17 protein-coding genes and 1 rRNA gene are annotated in these 20,842 nt (G+C 64.2%); 7 read left to right on the forward strand and 11 right to left on the reverse strand.

The features are described from left to right. Together L288_RS33440 and L288_RS33445 are read right to left on the reverse strand one after the other, a co-directional pair. Window positions 1-333 (reverse strand): 16S ribosomal RNA (locus L288_RS33440); the annotation flags it as partial. A gap of 404 nt (window positions 334-737) precedes the next feature. Beyond that, window positions 738-1,751: an aldo/keto reductase gene (locus tag L288_RS33445; RefSeq protein ID WP_021238594.1), complete on the reverse strand. Its 1,014-nt coding sequence runs from the start codon at window positions 1,749-1,751 to the stop codon at window positions 738-740. Window positions 1,752-1,934: 183 nt separating this feature from the next. On the opposite strand from L288_RS33445, the gene L288_RS33450 reads away from it, so the two are divergent. The 3 genes from L288_RS33450 to L288_RS33460 all read left to right on the forward strand — a co-directional run bounded on the left by L288_RS33450 (window position 1,935) and on the right by L288_RS33460 (window position 5,909). Further along, entirely contained in the window at window positions 1,935-3,131 is a 1,197-nt protein-coding gene (locus L288_RS33450; protein ID WP_021238595.1) for an AAA family ATPase, read from the forward strand. A gap of 224 nt (window positions 3,132-3,355) precedes the next feature. Beyond that, window positions 3,356-4,453 carry a ParB/RepB/Spo0J family partition protein gene (locus L288_RS33455; protein WP_021238596.1) on the forward strand — a complete coding sequence of 366 codons (1,098 nt, stop codon included), beginning with the start codon at window positions 3,356-3,358 and terminating at the stop codon, window positions 4,451-4,453. Between the two features lie 235 nt (window positions 4,454-4,688). Continuing rightward, window positions 4,689-5,909: a replication initiator protein A gene (locus tag L288_RS33460; RefSeq protein WP_021238597.1), complete on the forward strand. Its 1,221-nt coding sequence runs from the start codon at window positions 4,689-4,691 to the stop codon at window positions 5,907-5,909. Between the two features lie 676 nt (window positions 5,910-6,585). On the opposite strand, the gene L288_RS33465 is transcribed toward L288_RS33460, so the two are convergent. From L288_RS33465 to L288_RS33490, 6 genes are all read right to left on the reverse strand, one after another. Continuing rightward, a complete protein-coding gene (locus L288_RS33465; RefSeq protein WP_021238598.1) occupies window positions 6,586-7,524 on the reverse strand; it encodes a hypothetical protein in 939 nt (312 codons plus the stop codon). 482 nt (window positions 7,525-8,006) lie between these two features. Beyond that, window positions 8,007-8,675 carry a MucR family transcriptional regulator gene (locus L288_RS33470; protein WP_021238599.1) on the reverse strand — a complete coding sequence of 223 codons (669 nt, stop codon included), beginning with the start codon at window positions 8,673-8,675 and terminating at the stop codon, window positions 8,007-8,009. Between the two features lie 423 nt (window positions 8,676-9,098). Beyond that, entirely contained in the window at window positions 9,099-9,374 is a 276-nt protein-coding gene (locus L288_RS33475) for an HU family DNA-binding protein (protein ID WP_021238600.1), read from the reverse strand. A 115-nt stretch (window positions 9,375-9,489) separates the two neighbouring features. Further along, window positions 9,490-11,121: a phytoene desaturase family protein gene (locus L288_RS33480; RefSeq protein ID WP_021238601.1), complete on the reverse strand. Its 1,632-nt coding sequence runs from the start codon at window positions 11,119-11,121 to the stop codon at window positions 9,490-9,492. Beyond that, a complete protein-coding gene (locus L288_RS33485) occupies window positions 11,118-12,296 on the reverse strand; it encodes an aromatic ring-hydroxylating oxygenase subunit alpha (protein ID WP_021238602.1) in 1,179 nt (392 codons plus the stop codon). Before L288_RS33485 ends, L288_RS33480 begins: the two co-directional genes overlap by 4 nt. 69 nt (window positions 12,297-12,365) lie before the next feature. Then, window positions 12,366-13,667 carry an NRAMP family divalent metal transporter gene (locus L288_RS33490; protein WP_021238603.1) on the reverse strand — a complete coding sequence of 434 codons (1,302 nt, stop codon included), beginning with the start codon at window positions 13,665-13,667 and terminating at the stop codon, window positions 12,366-12,368. 148 nt (window positions 13,668-13,815) lie between these two features. On the opposite strand from L288_RS33490, the gene L288_RS33495 reads away from it, so the two are divergent. Genes L288_RS33495 through L288_RS33510 form a run of 4 tightly spaced genes read left to right on the forward strand, consistent with a single transcriptional unit; the run spans window position 13,816 to window position 17,623 of the window. Further along, window positions 13,816-14,700 carry a glycosyltransferase family 9 protein gene (locus tag L288_RS33495; RefSeq protein ID WP_021238604.1) on the forward strand — a complete coding sequence of 295 codons (885 nt, stop codon included), beginning with the start codon at window positions 13,816-13,818 and terminating at the stop codon, window positions 14,698-14,700. 7 nt (window positions 14,701-14,707) lie between these two features. After that, window positions 14,708-15,121, forward strand: coding sequence for a DUF6165 family protein (locus L288_RS33500; protein WP_021238605.1), 414 nt, complete (start codon window positions 14,708-14,710; stop codon window positions 15,119-15,121). Further along, window positions 15,090-16,208 carry a polysaccharide pyruvyl transferase family protein gene (locus L288_RS33505; RefSeq protein WP_236613027.1) on the forward strand — a complete coding sequence of 373 codons (1,119 nt, stop codon included), beginning with the start codon at window positions 15,090-15,092 and terminating at the stop codon, window positions 16,206-16,208. Before L288_RS33500 ends, L288_RS33505 begins: the two co-directional genes overlap by 32 nt. After that, window positions 16,205-17,623 (forward strand): Coenzyme F420 hydrogenase/dehydrogenase, beta subunit C-terminal domain, encoded by a 1,419-nt coding sequence (locus tag L288_RS33510; RefSeq protein WP_021238607.1) that lies wholly within the window; start codon window positions 16,205-16,207, stop codon window positions 17,621-17,623. The genes L288_RS33505 and L288_RS33510 overlap by 4 nt, the downstream gene beginning before the upstream one ends. Window positions 17,624-17,667: 44 nt before the next feature. On the opposite strand, the gene L288_RS33515 is transcribed toward L288_RS33510, so the two are convergent. Genes L288_RS33515 through L288_RS33525 form a run of 3 tightly spaced genes read right to left on the reverse strand, consistent with a single transcriptional unit; the run spans window position 17,668 to window position 20,842 of the window. Further along, entirely contained in the window at window positions 17,668-18,702 is a 1,035-nt protein-coding gene (locus tag L288_RS33515; protein ID WP_021238608.1) for a Gfo/Idh/MocA family protein, read from the reverse strand. Continuing rightward, window positions 18,699-19,703, reverse strand: a complete 1,005-nt coding sequence (locus tag L288_RS33520; protein ID WP_201766643.1) for an MDR/zinc-dependent alcohol dehydrogenase-like family protein — start codon at window positions 19,701-19,703, stop codon at window positions 18,699-18,701. Before L288_RS33520 ends, L288_RS33515 begins: the two co-directional genes overlap by 4 nt. After that, a complete protein-coding gene (locus L288_RS33525) occupies window positions 19,700-20,842 on the reverse strand; it encodes an inositol-3-phosphate synthase (RefSeq protein WP_021238610.1) in 1,143 nt (380 codons plus the stop codon). The genes L288_RS33520 and L288_RS33525 overlap by 4 nt, the downstream gene beginning before the upstream one ends.

A 20,842-nucleotide genomic window follows, 5' to 3' on the forward strand; every position in this document is an offset into this window, starting at 1 on the left:
ATTCCCTACTGCTGCCTCCCGTAGGAGTCTGGGCCGTGTCTCAGTCCCAGTGTGGCTGATCATCCTCTCAGACCAGCTAAGGATCGTCGCCTTGGTCAGCCTTTACCCAACCAACTAGCTAATCCTACGCGGGCTCATCCCTGGGCGATAAATCTTTGGACTTACGTCATCATCCGGTATTAGCGTCAGTTTCCCGACGTTATTCCGAACCCAAGGGCAGATTCCCACGCGTTACGCACCCGTGCGCCACTATCTCCGAAGAGATCGTTCGACTTGCATGTATTAGGCATGCCGCCAGCGTTCGTTCTGAGCCAGGATCAAACTCTCAAGTTTGATGTCCGATCCAATCCCAGGAGGAATATTCCCGAGAATGAACCGCTCATTTCCAGGAGCCATTCCTGCACAATTCTTACATGGTGTGTAAGGACATCGTGAGAAATGGCATATTTAACCGAGCACCCTGCGCCTAGAAGCCGCAGGACCCGGAGCCGCCGCCCACATGTCCCTTCATCAATCAACAATGTCAAAGAACTCGACCAATCATCGAAGCGGACAACCCAACCACCCCGATCCTTGCGTTCCGGGGGACTGGCGTCCGACTATGTTGGCGACCGATCGAAGCGAGAACCAGTGGCGCTCACCGCGTCGGTGGAGTGGCATCTAGGCGTGCCGGATGAGTCGGTCAACAGGAAAAATCAGACATCGCGATTTTTATTTTCCTGGGTCCCCGTCCCGCCTCAGACCAGTTCCTCGTCCGGAAAGGTTTCGGTGCCCGCCTGCGCCTGCGCCATCCGGCTGTAGCGCGCGCCCGCCGCCGCGCCCGCCGGGAACAGGGCATCGACCGCCGCCAGCACGTCATCGGAAAGGTCGAGCGACAACGCCGCCAGATCCTCGTCCAGATGCGCGATATTGGTGGTGCCGGGAATCGGCACGATATGCGGTCCCCTGGACAGCAGCCAGGCAAGGCATAGTTGCGCGGGCGTGCAGCCAGCCTCCGCCGCCAGGGCCCGCATCTTTTCGTAAAGCGCCAGATTCGCCGCCAGATGATCCCCCTGGAACCGGGGAATGTCGGCGCGCAGGTCCCCCTCCCCTATTCCGGCCCCGCTGACATTACCGGCAAGAAGGCCGCGCCCAAGAGGGGAGAAGGCGACAAAACCGATCCCCAACTGCGCGCAGCTATCCAGCACCGCGATTTCAGGATTGCGCGTCCAGGGCGAATATTCCGTCTGCACCGCCGCGATCGGATGCACCGCATGCGCCCGGCGGATCGTCGCCGCCGACATTTCAGAAAGGCCGATCGCGCCGATCTTGCCCGCTTCCTTCGCCCGCACCAGCGCGCCGACCGATTCCTCGACCGGCACCTTGGGGTCCAGCCGGTGCATATAATAAAGATCGATATGATCGACGCGCAGCCGCCGCAGCGAATCCTCCAGCACCCGCGCGATCGCTTCGGGCGAGCCGTCCAGCCCGCGCTTGCCGTCAATCTCCGCCAGCACACATTTGCTCGCCAGCGTGAATTCGCCGCGCCGGTGCATCAACGTGCGGCCGAGCAGCTCCTCATTGCGCCCAAAGCCATAGAGCGCCGCCGTGTCAAAGAAGGTGATCCCCGAATCGAGCGCATGCAGCAGCAGCCTTTCGGCGTCCGCCGTGCCGGGACGGGGCAAATAGCCGTGGCTCAAATTCATGCAGCCAAGGCCAATGGCCGACACTGTAAAGGGGCCGATCTGGCGGGTGGGAAACGGTTGCGGCATGCGCGAAATCCCCGATGCTAGGCAATATGGTCCGGCGGGTTTATTCCCCAGCTTCCTGTCCTGTGCAACCGTGCCGCTGCATCGCGCACTCAACCGCATCAAATTCCGCGATAGATTGCGAAATTGAAGGAAATCTGCGATAGCATCGCCAGATAAGCTTCAACTTCCTTTTTGGGGGCGGAAATGAACGCAGTTGTTGACCAGATTGGCGACCTGGCCGAAGCCGGGGAAAAGATGGTCGAAAGGCTGCGGCGCAAGGCTTTTCTGCCGGATAGCCGCAAGGAACTCAATGTCCGCTTCGGCATAGCGGAGGCGGCGCAACTGCTCGGCTGCTCCACGAATCGGATCCGCATGGCGGAGGATGACGGCCGCCTGCCCCCTGCCCCGCCAACCGAAAATGGCCGCCGCCCCGGCTATACGGTGGAGGAACTGCTGAACATGCGCCAGGTGCTGGGCGCCTCGCCCGAACGCGCGCCGCTGGACGTTCCTGCGATCATCGCGGTGCAGAATTTCAAGGGCGGCGTCGGCAAATCGACCGTCACGACCCATCTCGCCCACTATTTCGCGGTGCAGGGCTATCGCGTGCTGGTCGTCGACTGCGACAGCCAGGCGACCACCACCACGCTGTTCGGCTTCAACCCCCATTTCAATATTCAGCGGGAAGAGACGCTTTATCCTTACCTCTCGATCGATCCGACCCAGGTCGATCTGCTCTACGCGGTCAAGCATACCGCATGGCCCAATGTCGATCTGATCCCGTCGAACCTTGAATTGTTCGATGTGGAATATGAGCTGGCGGCCGCGGGCAGCGACGGCGGCTCCGTCCTCGCCGCGCGCTTCCGCAAATTGAAGCAGGGCCTGATGGATTTGGCGCGCCACTATGACGTGGTGCTGCTCGATCCGCCGCCAGCATTGGGCACGATCAGCCTTGCGGTGATGCAGGCGGCCAATGCGCTGCTGGTGCCGCTGGCCGCGACGACGCCCGACTTCTGCTCGACCGTGCAATTCCTCTCGATGATGGATCAGGTCATCAACCAGCTGCAAACGGCGGGGATAGAGGTCGATTACCAGTTCGTCCGCCTGCTCTGTTCCAAATTCGACAGCAATGATCCCAGCCATTCGATGGTGCGCGCGATCATGGAGCAGAGCTTTGGCCCTGCCCTCCTCCCCATCCCCATCCTCGACAGCGCGGAAATCAGCCATGCGGCGCTGCGCATGATGACCGTCTATGAGCTGGAAAAGCCCATCGGCACGCCGCGCACCCACAAACGCTGCCGCGCGAACCTGGACGAAGCGATGGCCCAGATCGAAGCGCTCGTCCGCCAGGGCTGGGGCCGCGTGGCGCCCGCGCGGGAAGAGGATATCGTCAATGCGGCGTGAGTTTTGGTTCACGCGGAGGCGCGGAGACGGGGAGCGGCCCCGCCCGCGGCATGGCCGCTCTACAAATTCACGCCGCGCAACGCGGCATGCTCTGTGCATGGATGGAAAAGCCTCTGGCGAGGCGAAGGATCTCCGCGTCTCCGCGCCTCCGCGTGAACCAAAATCAGCTCTGTCCTACAGCAATATGTTCACTCTATGTTCCCCGCGAATCGGAGGACAAGCCCATGGCGCGTAAGCAATCGGATTATCTGGCGGCGCTGCTGTCCGACGAGGCGGAAAGCCCCTCCCCCGCTCCGGTGAGCGAAACGCCTGAGGACAGTGAGGCCGAGCGCGCGCCTTCCGCCCCCTCCCCTGCCCCTCCCCGCGCCGAACGGGTGCGTGGCGCGACATTGCTGGGCCGCGAAACGGCGCTCGCCCGCCTCGCTTCGGGCGAGGTGCGGCAGGTGACGCAATTGCTGCTCGATCCCGCCAGGGTCCGCATCTGGCGCGGCAATGCCCGGTTGTACCAGCATCTTACCGAGGAAAATTGCCGCGAGTTGATCGATTCGATCATCGCGGAGGGCGGGCAGAAGGTGCCCGCCGTCGTCCGCCGTGTCGAGGGCGATCCCGATCACGACTATGAAGTGATAGCGGGCACGCGCCGCCATTTCTCGATTAGCTGGCTGCGGGCGCACAGCTATCCCGACATGATGTTCGTGGCGCAGGTCGCCCAGCTCGATGACGAAGCGGCCTTCCGTCTCGCCGATCTGGAGAACCGCGCGCGCAAGGACGTCACCGACCTTGAGCGTGCGCGCAACTATGCCGAAGCGCTGGGCACGCATTATGGCAGCCATTTGACGCGCATGGCGGAGCGGCTCAAGCTCTCCAAGGGCTGGCTCAGCAAGATGATCAAGGTCGCGGGCATTCCCGACGATATTATCGATGCCTTCCCCTCCCCCGGAGACGTTCAGTTGAAGCCCGCTTATCCGCTGGCGCAGGCGCTGGACGATCATGCGGCCGCGACGGTCATTCATGCCGAAGCCGCCCGCCTTGCCACGACACAACGGGAACGCCGCGCCGCAGGAGCGCCCGCCATCCCCGCTGCCGAGATATTGAAGCGCCTGCTCGACGCGCCCCGCGTGGCCGTGTCACAGCCGAAGGAGGAGCCTTTCACCTGGACCACGCGGTACGGCCGCCCTGCCCTCACCGTGCAGTCGGTCAACCGTCAGGGCGTCACCATCCGCTTTCACGCGGGCTCCGGCGCGGACATGGAAACATTGAGCCAGGCCCTGCGCGACACGCTGGAACATCTGGAACGCCAGGGATTGGGCTTGCAGCAGTGATGCATTCGGGGGGGCATCAGCATTGGGGTTATGACGCCGGAAGGGGGCAGCCCTTGCCGCTGCGCCCTGTTTCCCCGGGGAAACAGGTTAGCCCCAGAAGGAAGGGAGCCGCCAATCCCCTCCCCCTGCCCCTCCCGAAAAATCTTTTCAGCCTTCTACTTCTCTCTTGGTTTCCCTGGGGAAACACCCTGGCATCTTCCGCAAAATCCGCCTGTTTCTTGCCGGGGAAACGCCCATGAGCCGCACCGGCAAGCAGGACATCACGGACCAGTTCGAACTGTTCCTCCCCTATATCGCGGACATGCCCCTGCGCGACCAGCGCGAGATGATGGAGCGCCCCTTCTTCAGCCTCGCCAAGTCCAAGCGGGTGAAGCCCATCGACTATACCTCCCCCGATGGCAAGGCGTGGGTCCATGTGTCGGCCAATCCCGATTACGGCATGGCGACCATCTGGGATGCCGACATTCTGATCTATTGCGCCTCCGTCCTCGCCGACATGGCGCGCCGCGGCGTCAATGACGTTCCGCGCAAGCTTCACCTCATGCCCTATGATCTGCTGCGCGCCATTCACCGTCCCACCACTGGCCGCGCTTATGAATTGCTCGGCCAATCGCTCGACCGGCTCGTCGCCACTACCATCAAGACCAACATTCGCGCCGAAAACCGCCGCGAGGCGACCTTTAGCTGGCTTGATGGCTGGACCCAGCTGGTCGATGAACGCACCGAACGTTCGCGCGGCATGACGATCGAACTCAGCAACTGGTTCTACGAAGGCGTGCTGATGCAGGGCGGCGTGCTGTCCATCGACCGCGCTTATTTCGACCTCACCGGCGGCCGCGAACGCTGGCTCTACAAGGTCGCGCGCAAGCATGCTGGCGGGGCGGGGGAGGGGGGCTTTGCCATCTCCATGCCGACCCTGTTCGAAAAGTCAGGAGCAGAAGGCGCCTACCGCCGCTTCAAGTTCGAGATCGCCAAGATCGCCGAGCGCGACCCGCTCCCCGGCTATACGCTCGCGCTCGAACAGCCCGAAGGGAAGCGCGAACCCTCCCTGCGCATGCGCCGGCGCGCGGCCGAAGCAGCGCGGATCACCTCACCATTCCGTGCCTCCGAAAGAAATGGGGACGTTCCCGCCACGGCCAGAACGGCGCGACACACAAGCGATCCCAGCGGAACCCAACCCCAGGCCGCAACCGAAGCATCGCAACCCCTTTTCGATGCCAGCGAGGTCATCCGCCGTACGGTAACCGGACTTTCCTCCCGCGCCAGCGCCGGGGAGGTCACTGATGCAACCCTGGCAACATTGCGCGCCAATTATCCGGGCTGGGATTACCAATCCCTCCATCAGGAATTCCGCGACTGGCTAGAAGCCGATCCGTCCCGCACCCCGGTCAACTATCAAAAGGCCTTCATTGGCTTCGTCCGCCGTTTCCACGAAAAGAACCATCACCGCCTTTGATGATGCCATTCCCCCGCTGCCGACATCTGCTGCTCACCCAGCCATATCCATATGCAAAGCGCTAATCGGGACAGCGTCTACGGAATACAGCCGAAGAGGCCACCGGCCTTCCTTCTCTTTGCTAAAGCGCCGCTTCCCGCACTTAACGACGCAGATCAGGCAATGCGCAGCGCACAGCTGACCGGCTTCGCACTGCCCGCCGGTCCATCACCATATCCAGGGAATGCCCAAACCCTTCGACTTTGCAGGACCGCCACAGCACCAAACATAATCCGTTCCCGAAGTGTCGGGTGCCGATCGCTACGCTTCCACCGTTCGATGAGCCACCCGACCCGCCCCGCAACTTGTCCACAGCTTTTGAACGTGTCCTCGCAAAGCTCCGCTCGAACTGATTCAATCCCCCACTGCCATCCACTATATGCCGGGCGCCGTCGACACTCCGGGAACGGCCAACGCACCATCGGGAACGGTTACCCGACATTTCGGGAACGGCATGGCCGACATTTCGGGAACGCATCACCGATCCTTCAGGAACGGCGGTCTTCGCCCGACTCGCCGAGTTCCGCCAGCTTTTCCGCCTTAGAGCCCCACGTAACTCTCTAACTTTCCTATAAACTTTGTAACCTGGCAGATGCTGTTATTGGGAATGAAGAAGGATGAGGATCCAGACGTCAGGCTATCCACCACCTTCCTTTGTCCTGCTGGAAATCCGACGCATCAACTTGGTTACGCCCTGGTGCGAGATTCCCAGCAAGCGCGCGGCCGCCATTCTGCTCAATCCCGGATAGGCCAGTTCCAGCCGCATGAGCAAAGGCGCCTTGCTCCGCTTCGTCACCTCCAGTTCCTGCGGCAGGCGGCTGACGCGCCGTTCAATCCGGTCCAGTTCGCGCAGACCTTCACTCGCCTGCCGCGCGATCATCGCGGCCAGCTGTTCCGCCAAAGCATCCACATCTTCAGATGGAAAGCGCCCCATATCCACGAACGGCGGCAGGTGGCGCATGGCAAGGCCGCAGGCTTTGAGCGCAGCCGGAACATGGCAGGCGATCACCCAGCCAAGATCCGGCCTGCGTGGATCGAGCCGGAACTGCCGGCCATCCGCCGTCGTCAGCAACTGTCCCCCGGCCACAGGCGCCTGCAACTGCTCCCTGGCGGCGATCAGACGCTCGGCGACCGCTTCCAGGCTGACAGCAGGGTAGGGGGCTTCCAGGGCGCTCTGAACCGACCGCCAAGCCGGTCCGAAACGCACCAGATCTTCCGCTCCCCACAGTTCCGCCTCCTTGCGGTCGTCCAGCAGCGAACGGGAGATGTTAAGCGTGGCGCGCGCGACAGGATCAAGCAGGCTGTCATTGGCCGACAAGGCGAAATGCACCAGCGCCGCCACCGAAAGCGGGTCGTTCAGCCCTTCGCTATGTCGCGGCGGTGGACGCCGTCCGCAAATCCAGTCCTCCAACTCGGCGACAGTGATGGGAATGCCGGCGGAACTGGCCAGCATCGCCGCTCCCTTCAACCGTGACCGGGCGAGCCATATGTCGGCAGCAGGACTATTGCCAAGCCGCCCGTCAAGGCGGCCCAGCATCAGAAGGGCATAGCCATAATCATAAGGAAAATCGCGCATTTCTGCGCCTTAGCGCATTCATGATGTAACCAAAAGGCCAGGTTGGTTACAATGCCTCTGATGACAGGAAAGCGTTGGGAGAACGCCGTAGGACCTTTCAGGACCGCGAGAACCATGCCCCAGCGATCAGCCCTTTGACAAGCATATTCGAATTATGAGCGTCGTGAGGGAGGCTGTATCGAGGAACTGCTTTCCTGATCCCCGCACCTCCGCAGCGAAGCTGCTCAGTCGATCATCGCGCAAGTATTTAAATCGTTCGATCCACTTAACTGATTGAAAGAGGCAAGGAGATACCAAAGTTCTCATTCCTTCGTGGGGAGAAGACAGCTAATAGCGACGTCCACCTACAGAAGGTCAGGCCAAGGGTAAAAGCAACCGAAACAACGCCGATCCCAGGCACCCCGATCATCGGGAAGGCAAACCAAAAGAAAAGGGCCGCCACGTCTGCACGCAGCGGCCCCAACATCCGTTCAGGACTAACGTCAGGCCTTGTCGCCACCCGCGGCGGCTGCCGGTGCGGCCTTTGGCTTGGCGCGGCGGGGTGAAGCCGCCTTTGCAGGCTTGGCTTCGGCTGCCTTCTCCGCGCTCTTGCCCTCAGGCTTCGCCGCAGCTTTGGGCGCGGCCTTCTTGGCGGGCGCTTTCGTCTTCGTCTTGGCCGGAGAGGCAGGAGCGGGTGAAGCGGACGAAGCGGCAGCAACTGGCTTTGCCGCAGGCGCGGCTGCCTCGCTCACGGCCGGAGCCTTGGTCACGGGCTTGCGGCCCAGTCCCAGCTTGTTGGCAACCGCACGGCGCGCTTCGGAATAGCTGGGTGCGACCAGCGGGTAGCTTTTGGGAAGATTATAGCGCTCGCGATATTGATCGGGCGACAGGCCGTGGGTCGCCAGATGCCGTTTCAGCGTCTTGTAAGGCTTTCCGTCAATCATGCTGAGGATATGTTCGGGCGAAGACAGGCTTTTACGCACCGACACGGCGGGCGTGTAAGTTGCCGCCTGCGCTTCGGCAGGATTGGACTGCGGCGTTTCAGTCAACGCCGAGCGGGTCGTGCGGATCAGATCGGCAAGCCCCTCGCTGGGAATGCTATTGTTGGAGACAAACGCGCTCAATAGCTGAACCGTGAGCGTTGTGATATCCGGCGACATATTTTCAGACATTGGCACGCTTCCCCTGGAAAAGATGATGCGACCGCCTTGTGCGCCGTTTGAGTGAAAATGTAAATCTTTCGCTGCACAATAATGGAAATCATCTGTCCTGTTGGAGGACAATGCCATTTTTCATACCCTAACTGCTTGTGAATAGGGTGCCGGAATGATGAATTTTCTATCAACATCACCGGCTTTCCAGACCGCGATTGATAGGACGAGCACGGCGTTCGTCACGATCACTACGGATATCGGCAAAGCCCTGAGACGATGAAAAAAAGGCCGGTCTTGCGACCGGCCTGATGAGTTTTAGGAGAGGATGCCTGAAAGGCAGGGCGCATGTGGCCTGCCGGACCCTCTCTTGCAATTGCCGAATGATGCTTTTCGATTGCGTTACGCGCAACCGTCATGAAGATGGCCGCGCGCTTGGCGCGATCAGCCGTTCAGCTGGTCCTTGACCGCCTTGGCGGGCGTGAAGGTCAGCTTCTTGGAAGCGGCGATCTGGATGGTGGCGCCGGTCGAAGGATTGCGGCCTTCGCGGGCGGGCTGGTCCTTGACCTTGAACTTCCCAAATCCGTTCAGCGAAACCTCCTCGCCCTTGGCGGCGGCACCGGCGATGGCGGAAAAGATGCCGTCGACATATTTGCGCGCGTCGGCCTTGGTAAGGCCATGCTCGGCGGCAATGGTTTCGGCGAGTTCGGTGTTGTTCATTGATGATCTCCCTTTCGTGGACGACGCGTCTTACCTTGTCTTAGCGCGCTCAACCAGCCCGCTTTTTTCCGGGCCTTTCGATCGCGGCAGCTTGCCGGAAAAGGCACGTCGCGCGCTATCTGTATCGCGGGCGGAGCCATCGGCCAAGCCCGGCATGATCCAAAAGGACGGCACGCGCTGCATTATGGCCCGGCGCGCCCGTCACGCCGCCGCCCGGATGGGTGCCAGCGCCGCACATATAGAGCCCCCTCACTGGCCCGCGGTAAGCGCCATGGCCCAGCACGGGACGGGCCGCCCATAGCTGGTCCAGCGTCATGCGCCCATGCATGATGTCTCCGTCCACAAGGCCGAATGTCCGTTCAAGATCGGCAGGAGAAAGGATCTGCCGCGCGATGACGGACCGCGCGAAACCCGGCGCATGAGCATCGATAGTGGCGATGATCTGATCGGCCGCCGCCTCCCGTTCCTCGTCCCAGCTCCGCGCGCGGCCGTCTGGCGCTGGTGGCAGGACCGGGGCGAACTGCTGACAGAACAGGCTGGCGACATGAAGGCCAGGCGGAGCGAGGCTGTCGTCGATGATGGAGGGGATCAGCATCTCGATGATCGGCGCGCGCGACCAGCCCTCACGCCGCGCATCGGTGAACGCCTGGTCCATATAATCGAGCGTGGGCGCGATGATGATGCCCGATTGCAGATGCTCCCCCATGCCCGGCAGGCAAGCGAAATCGGGCAGGCAGGACAGCGCCACATTCATGCGGAAGCTGCCTGAGCCGGTCTTGTAGCCCGCAATCCGCCTGCGGAAATCCGCTGGCAGGCTGGCCGGGTCCATCAGCCGCTGGTACAGCAGCTTGGGTCCGACATTGGCGATGACGCAGCGCCCCGCCACTTCCTGCCCGCTTTCCAACCGCACCCCAACCGCGCGCGCGCCATCCGTCAGCACGGACGCGACCGGCGCTTCCAGGCTGATCTCGACCCCCATGGCGGTGACGATCCGCGCCATGATCTGCGTGATCGCCCCCATGCCGCCGGGGCAATGGCCCCACGCGCCCTTCCGCCCGTTCACCTGCCCGAAGACATGATGCAGCAGCACATAGGCGCTGCCCGGCGTGTCGGGGGATGCGTAATTGCCTACCGTCGCATCGAAGCCGAACGGCGCCTTGACCGCTTCATTCTCGAACCAGCCGTCCAGCAGATCGCGCGCGGATTTGGTGAAGAGGTCCAATATGTCGCGCTTCCGTTCGACCGGCAGGCGGGTGAACCGGCGTCCCTGATCGAACGCCGCCATCATGCCCGTCAGCCCGTCTCCCGCATTGGGCGGAGCCTTCAGCGCCAGCGCGCGCAGCATGTCGGCCGCACCCTCCAGCATGTCGAGATAGGCGGGGAGGGCGGCGGCATCGCGCGCGCTGAACCTCGCGAACTCCGCCTGCGTCCGTTCCGTCCCGCCGCCGGTCTTCAGGTAACCGCCGTCAGGTTGCGGCAGGAAATTGGCGATCGGCCGTTCGATCACGCGATAGCCATGATCGGCCAGCTTCATGTCGCGGATGACCTTGGGCTGCAACAGGCTGACGGTATAGCTGGCGACGGAGTTGCGGAAACCGGGGTGGAACTCCTCCGTCACCGCCGCGCCGCCGATCACCGCGCGCCGCTCCAGGATGCGCACCCTATAGCCCGCGCGCGCCAGATAAAAGGCGCAGACCAGCCCATTATGCCCCCCGCCAATGATGACGGCGTCATAAGCGCCGCTCACCCCTGTGCCGCCCGTACCAGTGCGGGCAGGGGAGGGGGCGAAGCGCTCCAGCCCGCAGGTGGCGGATGGGGAGATCGCGCCTCCGGCACGATCGCACGCATCCGGCGGTTGAACTGCCGCAACCCCGTTTCCGTGCTGGCCAGCGGACCGCTGCTGTAGCTTGCCGACGCCAGCCCGGCCTGCACCCTTTCGATCAGCGCCTTGTCCTCGGCGCTCACCTGCCGGTTGATCCGCCAGTTGAGATAGCGCGCCGCCCTCATCTCCCGCCTGTCATCGGGAAGGGCGAAGGCGACTTCGCGGATCAGCGTGCGGGTGGGAGACAGGGGCAGCCATTGCATGAAGTCGATCTGGTCGGGATAGATATCGAAGGCCATGTTCGGCCATAGCCTGATATAGCTCCATACAGCCTCCGGGCCGGTGGGGAGGAAATGCTGATAGGCCCGCTCCGACAGATTGGCTGACGGAAAGGTGGTGATGTTGCCTCGCATCCGGTCGGCATAGGGGAATGATTCCAGACGATAGCTGCCGCCCATCAGCCGCTTGAGTCCCGGATGTGCGGTGGCGACGTGCAGCGCATCGGCATAATTGTCGCCCACGATCTTCCAGTTCGCCTCGCGGACACGTTCCGTCACGCGGCCCAGCGGGCGCAGGCTGCCAAAGCGATGGGCGGCGATCTCGCCGGAGAGCGGCGCCAGCATCTGCGCCACGGAAGGCCCTGCGGATGCTTCCAGCCGGACGAACAGAAAGCCGTGGAAATTCTCCAGCTCCACGGGTGCGAGCCCCAACCGGCGGCGGTCGATCCCGCCATAGAGCGCTTCGTCCGGCAGGCCGGTCAACCGCCCGGCGCTGTCATAGGTCCAGCCATGATAGGGGCATATCAGCCTGCGCGCGCAGGCTGATGGCTGGCTGGCGATGCGCGCGCCGCGATGGCGGCAGACGTTGGTGAAGGCGCGGACAATCCCATCCTCGCCCCGGATGATCAGGACGCTTTCGCCGGTCAGGTCCAGCCGCTGGAAATCGCCGGGGCTGGGCAGGGCGCTTTCATGCGCGGCGATCTGCCATGACCGGCGGAAGATGCGCGCGCATTCGACGCTCAGAAATTCGGGATCGCGACAGGTCCATGCCGGAAGGCTCCAGTCCGCGTCAGGATCATGCTCCAGATCGTCGCCGTCCATGATCGCGGTCCCTCTCCCCGGCTTATTATTTGACGATCGTATAATAAATTCGGGAGCGATGAAAGGGCGTTACAGGAACCAGCTTGTCACCAGCGCGGCGGCGCACAGGAAGGTGACCAGCGTCGTCATCCATCCCAGCATATTCGTCCAGCCTCCGTTGGTGCGCGCGCCGACCACTCCCGGCCTGTTGGTCAGCATCATCATCATCAGCAACAGCGGCGGCACCAGCATGCCCTGCACGATGCCGGACCAGACCAGCGCCTTCATGGGATTGAGCCCCAGGAAGTTCATCGCCACCGCAACCACGGTGACCAGGGCGATGATGCCGTAGAACAGCCGGTTCTGCCGCGGCGCGTCGTGCAGGCTGCCTTCGCTGCCCATGCACTGCACGACGTCATAGGCCGCGCCTGTGGTCATCACCGGCACCGCCAGGAAGCCGACCCCGGCAATGCCCGCCGCGAACAGATATTTGGCGGCCTCTCCCGCCACCGGCTCCAGCGCGGCGGCGGCCTGCGCGGCGGTGGCGATGTCCGTTTCGCCCGCCGGGTGCAGCGTGACGCCGGTGGCGAGCAGGATGAAATAGAGGATGATGTTGGAAAAGATCATGCCGGTCAGCACGTCGCGGCTGGTGCGCTTCATCTCGCCAGCGCTCGCGCCCTTGCGCTGCCACAGCTGGCGGCGGCCGATGGCGATCTGTTCTTCCACCTCCTGGTTCGATTGCCAGGTATAGACATAGGCGGACAGCGACGTGCCGATGCACGCCACGATCAGCGATATCGATCCTGCATCCAGGCGGATCGTGGGCAGGAACGTCGCGCGCAGCACCTCCACCGGGTCCGGCCGCGCCATCACAGCCGCCGCGCCGTAAGCGAGCAGGATCAGCGCCAGCCAGCGGAACACTCGCCGGATCAGCGAATAGGACCCGAAATATTGCAGGGTGAAGATGATAGCGGCGGCCCCCACGACGATCACCGGCACCGGCAGGGGGATGAACAGGTTCAGCGCCGCGCCGATGCCGCCCAGGTCCGCCGCCGCTTCGATGACGTTGCCGATGATCGCCAGCGTCACCATCGGGAACAGCACCCAGCGGGGAAACTGGTCGCGGATGCAGGCGAACAGCCCCTTGCCATAGACCTGCCCGATCTTCGCCGACAGATAGACCACCACATACATCATCGGCAGCAGGACCGGCGCGATCCACAGGAAGCCAAGCCCATATTTGGCTCCCACGCTGGCATAGGTGCCGATGGCCGAGGGATCATCGTCCGCAGCGCCGGTGACGATCCCCGCGCCCAGCTTCCTGATCAGGCCCGGCGCGCGGGGAGCGCCCAGCGTTTCACTTTCCAGCGGCTCGCGTATTTCGGTGGACATCGGGCCTCGCGCTTCGGGGTGCAGCGTCAACCGCGAAGGGCCGGGCGGGTTCACCGTCGATAACCCATGATAATGTCATAGATGGGAGGGCGCTCCCCGCGCGGAACCGGGCCGCCATGGACGAATTGGGTCCTGCATGGCGGATCGCATGGCAGACTGGGTCGCTTCGATGAGAGCGGGGGATTATCATGCGGCCTGGGACCTGACGCAGCAGGATCTTGCGGAGCGCGATCCCGTGCGGCGGGATGATCCGGCGCTGCCCTATCATCTGCGCTGGGTCTGGGACGGCAGGTCCTATGAAGACCGGCACTGCCTGGTGCGATGCTATCATGGCCTTGGCGACAGCATCCAGTTCGCGCGCTTCCTGCCGCTGCTGGCGCGGCGGACGCGGATCCTGACGGTAGAGGTGCAGGCGCGGCTTCGCGATCTGTTCGTCTCCGGCCTCGATTGCCCCGGCGTGCGCTTCGTCGCGTTCGATGAAGCCCATCCGCTGCCGCCCGCCGAATGCGATCTGGAAATCACCGAACTGGATTTCGCCCTGCGCGCGACGCCCGCCGATGCGAAGCCTGCCTATCTGACGGCAAAGGCGGGGCCGCTGCCGCCCGGAAGCGTCGGCCTATGCTATGGCGCGGGCGATTGGGATCGCGACCGCGCGGTGCCCTCCAGTCTTCTCGCGCCCCTTTGTTCGGAGGCGCGGTGCGTCACGCTGATGCCCGAAGCCACGACCCTGGACGTGCTGAACCCTTCGGGCTGTCCCTTCGACATGATGGAAACGGCGGCGCTGGTCGCGGCGGCGGACCTTGTCATCACCGTCGACACGATGATCGCGCATATGGCGGGAGCGATGGGCAAGCCCGCATGGCTGCTGTTGAAGGCGGAACCGGACTGGCGCTGGCCGGCGGGCGGCGGCCGTACGCCCTGGTATCCCTCCATGCGCATCTATGCCCAGCCGCGCCCCGGCGATTGGGCTCCGGTCGTGGAGCGGGTGCGGAGCGATCTGGCGCAGTGGAACGCGGAAAGGAAGGAGGGATAGCCAAGCCATGGGATATATGTCCACGCCGTCAGTGCCGGTTTCCTGGGGCGAACTGCTCGACAAGATGACCATCCTGGAAATCAAGCAGCAGCGCATCGCCGCGGCGGACGCGCGCGCCAATGTCGGCAAGGAATACCGGCTGCTGAGCATGATCGGCAGCGAGGCGTTGCAGGTCGCCGCCATCGCCCCGCTGGTGGAGCGGCTAAAGCAGGTCAATGAGGAGCTGTGGCAGATCGAGGATGCCATTCGTGAGGAGGAGGCGAGCGCGCAGTTCGGCGCGACCTTCATCGGCCTGGCCCGCGCCGTCTACCGGATGAATGACCGGCGCGCGGCGATCAAGCGCCAGATCAACGAATTGCTCGGCTCCGAACTGATCGAGGAAAAAAGCTATGCGGACCATGGCCGCCGCGCCCCTGACTGACGGCGGAGCAGGCGCGCGCGGCCGGTCCTGCGGCGTGCTGACCTTTCACCGCTGCATCAACTATGGCTCCTACTGGCAGGCGCGCTGCCTCGTGGAGGGGTTGCGCGCCATGGGAATGAATGCAGTGCTGCTCGACCATCATTCCCCCGCGATCCAGCGGGCGGAATGGCGTTGCGCCCTGCATCCGACACTGCCGCAGCCCGCGCAGCGAACGGACTTTCCCGCCTATGCGGAAAAGACGCGCAAGTTCCTGGCCGCGTTTGAGGAACTGCCCTTGTCGCGTCCGTTTCCCATTGATCAGCCCGAACAGATGGATGATTTCGACGCCATCATCGTGGGCAGTGACGAGGTGTGGAACCAGCGCCACCCCTGGTATGGCGAAAGCCCCATCTTCTACGGCGCTGGCCTGCGCGCGCCCTTCCTCTCCTACGCGGCGAGCTTCGGCAATCATGATGCGTCCGAAGGGCTGCCGGACCATTGGGCCGGGCAGTTGCGCAAGTTCGCGGCGGTGTCGGTGCGGGATGAAAACAGCCGCGCGATCGTGCGCGCTGCCTTGGGATGCGACCCGGCGCTGGTGCTCGACCCCTGCCTGCAATTTCCGCCGATGCAGTCTGGCACCATGAAAGACGGGCAGGGGGGGTATCTCGCCCTCTACGGGCATAACTTCCCGGACTGGCTGAGTGGCCATGTCCGGCGCTGGGCCGATGCACGCCGCATGCCCATCGTCAGCATCGGCTATCGCAACGATTGGGCGCATGAGCAGCGGATCACCGCCGGGCCGGAGGAATTTGCGACGCTGATGGCGGGCGCGGAGGGGGTCGTCACCAACTTTTTCCATGGCTGCGTCTTCGCGCTGCTGAACCGGCGGCCCTTTCTCACCGCGCCCACGCCCTATCGCTTTCACAAGGTCCGCGACCTGATGCGCGCGCTGGGGGCCGGGCGGCATATGGTGAGCGAGGATCAGGATGCGTCGGTCTATGAGCGGCTGCTGACCGAACCAATGGACGCGGCGGTGCAGGATCGCATCGCCGCCCTGCGGCAGCGTTCCGCCGCCTTCCTGAACGATGCGCTGGCGATGGTGCGATGAGCGGGCCGCTCAGCCCGCGCGACATGACCGCATCGGGGCTGTGCACCGGCTGCGGGTCCTGCGCCGCCATGACCGGCCCCGCCGATGCGCGGCTCGATTGGGATGTCGAAGGCCAGTTGAAGCCCGCCGCGCCGGAAGGCTGGCGCAGGGAGCGCAGCGCCCGTTTTTCGCGGCTTTGCCCTTTCTCCCCCAGCGCGCGCGATGAGGATGAGATTGCGCAGCAGCGCTTCCCCGGCGCGCCGGAACAGGACCCCTGGATCGGCCGCTTCGCCGCCGCCTATGTCGGCCATGCCGCCGAGCGGGACTATCGCGATCGGGGCAGTTCAGGCGGGATGGTAAGCTGGGTCGCGGCCGAATTGCTGCGTGCGGGACTGGTCGATGGCGTCGCCCATGTCGTGCGGGCCGACCCCGCCGCCGAAGGCCGCCTCTTCCGCTACAGCATCTCGCGCAGCCGCGACGCGCTGATGGAGGGCGCGCAGTCGCGCTATTATCCCGTCGAAATGTCCGCCATCCTGCGCGAAATGCGGGACGTGCCCGGCCGCTATGCCATTGTCGGCATTCCCTGCTTCATCAAGGCGGTGAACCTGGCGATGCTGGACGATCCCCTGTTGCGCGAACGGGTCGCCTTCACCCTGGGCCTTGTCTGCGGCCATATGAAAAGCCGCCAGATGGTGGACAGCTTCGCCTGGCAGATGGGCCTTGATCCCGCTGCGGTCGCCGCGGTCGATTACCGGGTGAAGGACGCAAGCCGCCCGGCAAACTGGTACAGGGCGCGGCTTGCGGCCCGTGATGGTGAAGAACGCCAGCAGGACTGGTGGCATCTGGTCGATGGCGATTGGGGGTCGGGCTTCTTCCAGAACCGCGCCTGCGACTATTGCGACGATGTGGTGGCGGAAACGGCGGACATTTCCTTTGGTGACGCATGGGTGGAGCCCTATTCGTCCGACGGGCGCGGCACCAATGTCGTCGTGGTGCGCTCGCCCGTGCTGCACCGGCTCGTTCAGGCAGCGATGGGGGAGGGGAGGCTGGCGTTGCAGCCGGTCGACGCCGCCTTCATCCGCGAAACGCAGGCGGCGGGATTCCGGCAGCGGCGCGATGGCCTCGCCTACCGGCTGGCGTGGCGTCGCACCGGGGTGAAGCCCCGCAAGCGCATCCAGCCTTCGGCATCGCATCTGGGATGGCGCCGGAAGCTCATCTACCGCCTGCGCCATCGCATCAGCCGGGGCAGCAGCACTGCTTTCCGCGCGGCCCATGCGCTTGGACGGCCGGGCCTGTTCCTGTCATGGGGACGGGTGATGGTGACGCTCTACCACGGTCTCACCTATTCGCGTGGCTGGCTGGGCAGGATGTTCGACCGGGCGGAGCGGCTGTTGGGGAAGGAAGGGAAGGGCGTTAATATTAGCCGTTCAGGCTGAGCGAAGGCCAAGACACCTCACTCCGTTCGTCAAACCTTCGACCCTCATGCCGCAGCCGCGTAAATCCCGTCCATCACCTCCGCCACCTGCGCCAATGTCTCGCATTCCGGGTCGAAGCGCGCGGAACGGGCCAGCCGCTTCGCCCATTGTCCGGCCATCCACCCGCCCCACGGGTCACCTGGCATCGCCAGCGTCTCCCGCGCCGTCCCGTGAAACAGTTCGGCGGTGAAGTCGTAGAAGGAGCCGCCAACATTGCGGAACGCCGCGCCAGCCTTGCTCCCGAAAAAATCCGCTGCGATGACAGCGTCCTGCCCCGCATGCAGGTTCCAGGAACAGGCGATCCGCGCTACGCGTCCGCCCGCCAGCCGCAACGTGGCGACGGCATAATCCTCCACCTGGGCCGTGCGGTCGTGCAGGGGCTGACCCTTGCTGAACAGCACCGCGTCGATGCTGTCCACCTTGGGGAAATCGAGCGTCCACAGCGCCAGGTCGATCAGGTGCACGCCAAGGTCCATCATGCACCCGCCGCCCGACTGGCGCGGGTCGTAGAACCATGGCTTGTCCGGCCCATAAGCGTTGTGGAACGTCAGGTCGATCGCATGTACGTCGCCCAGTTCCCCGCCCTGAATGCGCTCGCGGATGGCGCGCATGCCCGCCGTGCCGCGATAGGAAAGGTCGACGCCCAGCAGCCGGTCCGCCGCCCGTGCCGCATCCACCACCGCCCTGACTTCCGCAGCATCGCGGCCGAGCGGCTTCTGGCAGAAGACCGCCAGGCCGCTTTCCAGCGCGCGGATCGACTGTTGCGCATGGAGCGCGCTGGGCGTCGCGATCACGATCCCGTCCAGATGCTGGTCCAGCAACGCGTCCAGCGTATCGGCCTGCACGGCGTTAGGGGCGAGCAGCGCCGCGTCCGCCGCATTGCCGGGCAGGGCGTCGGCAATGGCGGCGGCTTCGATCCGTCCCGTGGCCAGCATCGCCTCCATCCGGTTGCGGCCGATCCAGCCGGTGCCCAGGAAGCCGATGCGCGGGCGTGTCTCGACAGGTGCGGCCGGGCGCGCGGGTGCGGTGACGCTGCTCATGGGATGACGATCGCCTTTACGAAGCCGTCCGGCTTGTCGCGGGTCGCGTTCAGCGCCTCGTCCAGCCGGTCAAGCGGATAGCTGTGGGTGTAGAGCGGGGCAGGGTCGATGCGGCCGGACGCCACCGCCTCCACCGCTTCGCGCATGCCCTGCGCATAGGCCAGCGGGTCGCGCTCATGCGCGTTGATGACGTCGATGCCGCGCCAGTTCCACAGCCACATATTGGCCTGACGCGGCCCGTCCTGATGATAGCCCGCGACGATCAGCTTGCCGCGCTCGCCCGTCAGCTCTCCCGCCAGGTCGAGCGGCCATTGCTTGCCTACCGCCTCTATCACCCGCTCGCAAAAACGGCCGCCGGTCAGCGCGCTGACCTGATCGATGATCCCTTGATGATCGTCCATCACGATCGTTTCCGCAGCGCCGAAATCCCGCGCCAGATCGAGCGAGGATAACCGCCGCGATATCGCGATCACCCGCGCGCCCGCATCGGTGGCAAGCCGCGTCAGCAGCGCGCCCAGAAAGCCGATGCCGATGATCGCCACCGTCTGCCCGGCCTCAATATCGGCGCGGCGGAAGATATTGAACGCGCAGCCCAGCGGCTCGCCGGGAAAGGGCATGCCATTGAGCGCTGGCGGCAGCTTCACCACCGCAGCCTCTTCGGCCAGATCATATTCCGAATAGCTGGCATAGCTGAGCGCCGCGACCCGATCGCCCACCGCCACTGATGTGACGCCTTCTCCCACCGCATCGACGATGCCCCAGCCTTCATGGCCGAGCGCGCCCGGCTCCAGCGGATATTGCTGCCATTCCGGCCCGGCCCAGGGCGTCAGGTTGGACGCGCACACCCCGCATCCTTCCATCCGCACCCGCACCTGCCCCGGCCCCGGCTGCGGCACCGGCACCTGATCGACGCGGATCGCGCCTGGCCCGGTCACGGTGACGGCGCGCATGGTCATGGCATCGAGCGAAGGTTCAGCCTCTTTCACCAGCATGTCCATCATTCCGCCGCCAGCGCCACGGCGCTTTCCCCGCGAATGAAGGCTTCGACCGCCTCATGCGCGCGGTCGTCGGTCATCTGCTGCGGCGGATGCTTGCAGAAATAGGCGGCGGCGGGATGGATCGGGCCGGACAGCCCGCGATCCGCCGCCAGCTTGGCGCAACGGATCATGTCGATCGCGACCCCCGCCGAATTGGGGCTGTCCTCCACCGACAGGCGCAGTTCCAGGTTCATCGGCACGCCGCCGAACAGTTGCCCTTCCATCCGCAGGAAACAGACCTTGTTGTCATTCTGCCAGGCCACATAGTCGGACGGGCCGATATGGATATTCTCATCCTCCAACCGGCTTTCCGCGACCGACTGCACCGCTTCGGTCTTGGAAATCTTCTTGGACTTCAGCCGCGCCCGGTTCGACATATTCAGGAAGTCGGTATTGCCGCCGGTGTTGAGCTGGTAAGTGCGGTCCAGCTTCACGCCCCTCTTGGCGAACAGGTCAGTCAGCACGCGATGGACGATCGTCGCGCCCAGTTGCGCCTTGATGTCATCGCCGATGATGGGCACGCCCGCCGCCTCGAACCGCTCCGCCCACACCGGATCGCTGGCGATGAAGACAGGGATGTTGTTGACGAAGGCGACCCCGGCCTCCAGCGCGCACTCCGCATAGAATTCCGTGGCCTGCTGCGACCCCACGGGCAGATAGTTCATCAGCACGTCGACCTTGGCCGCGCGCAGCCGGTCCACGACATCCTGCTTGCTGGGTTCGGGCGCGTCCGCCGGCAGGAAGGTGCGATCGTCGGGATAGTCGGCCATGTGATCGGCAAAGCCGTCCAGCATCCGCCCCATCTCCACCGCGACGCCGGTGGCGTCCACTTCACGGCAGAAGGCCTGCGTGCAATTGGGCTTCGCGAAGATCGCTTCGGCGACGTCCCGTCCCACCTTGCGCCGGTCGATGTCCCACGCCGCCGCCACATGGATGTCGCACGGCCGGTAACCGCCAATCTCCCAATGGGTAAGGCCGAAATGCTCGTTGCTTTCGGCGCGATAGTGGCTGAGGCCCTGCACCAGCGAACTGGCGCAATTGCCGACGCCAATGATGCCGATATTGATTGCGGGGCGGCGGGGTGGCAGCGGTGAATGCTTCAT

This window comes from Sphingobium quisquiliarum P25 (assembly GCF_000445065.1).
GTDB classification, from domain to species: domain Bacteria; phylum Pseudomonadota; class Alphaproteobacteria; order Sphingomonadales; family Sphingomonadaceae; genus Sphingobium; species Sphingobium quisquiliarum.

Bases quoted from the DNA above. Each gene is read 5' to 3' on its own strand.
- L288_RS33445 (WP_021238594.1), bottom strand. From the start codon at position 1,751: ATGCCGCAACCGTTTCCCACCCGCCAGATCGGCCCCTTTACAGTGTCG.
- L288_RS33450 (WP_021238595.1), top strand. From the start codon at position 1,935: ATGAACGCAGTTGTTGACCAGATTGGCGACCTGGCCGAAGCCGGGGAA.
- L288_RS33455 (WP_021238596.1), top strand. From the start codon at position 3,356: ATGGCGCGTAAGCAATCGGATTATCTGGCGGCGCTGCTGTCCGACGAG.
- L288_RS33460 (WP_021238597.1), top strand. From the start codon at position 4,689: ATGAGCCGCACCGGCAAGCAGGACATCACGGACCAGTTCGAACTGTTC.
- L288_RS33465 (WP_021238598.1), bottom strand. From the start codon at position 7,524: ATGCGCGATTTTCCTTATGATTATGGCTATGCCCTTCTGATGCTGGGC.
- L288_RS33470 (WP_021238599.1), bottom strand. From the start codon at position 8,675: ATGTCTGAAAATATGTCGCCGGATATCACAACGCTCACGGTTCAGCTA.
- L288_RS33475 (WP_021238600.1), bottom strand. From the start codon at position 9,374: ATGAACAACACCGAACTCGCCGAAACCATTGCCGCCGAGCATGGCCTT.
- L288_RS33485 (WP_021238602.1), bottom strand. From the start codon at position 12,296: ATGGACGGCGACGATCTGGAGCATGATCCTGACGCGGACTGGAGCCTT.
- L288_RS33490 (WP_021238603.1), bottom strand. From the start codon at position 13,667: ATGTCCACCGAAATACGCGAGCCGCTGGAAAGTGAAACGCTGGGCGCT.
- L288_RS33495 (WP_021238604.1), top strand. From the start codon at position 13,816: ATGGCAGACTGGGTCGCTTCGATGAGAGCGGGGGATTATCATGCGGCC.
- L288_RS33500 (WP_021238605.1), top strand. From the start codon at position 14,708: ATGGGATATATGTCCACGCCGTCAGTGCCGGTTTCCTGGGGCGAACTG.
- L288_RS33505 (WP_236613027.1), top strand. From the start codon at position 15,090: ATGCGGACCATGGCCGCCGCGCCCCTGACTGACGGCGGAGCAGGCGCG.
- L288_RS33510 (WP_021238607.1), top strand. From the start codon at position 16,205: ATGAGCGGGCCGCTCAGCCCGCGCGACATGACCGCATCGGGGCTGTGC.
- L288_RS33515 (WP_021238608.1), bottom strand. From the start codon at position 18,702: ATGAGCAGCGTCACCGCACCCGCGCGCCCGGCCGCACCTGTCGAGACA.
- L288_RS33520 (WP_201766643.1), bottom strand. From the start codon at position 19,703: ATGATGGACATGCTGGTGAAAGAGGCTGAACCTTCGCTCGATGCCATG.
- L288_RS33525 (WP_021238610.1), bottom strand. From the start codon at position 20,842: ATGAAGCATTCACCGCTGCCACCCCGCCGCCCCGCAATCAATATCGGC.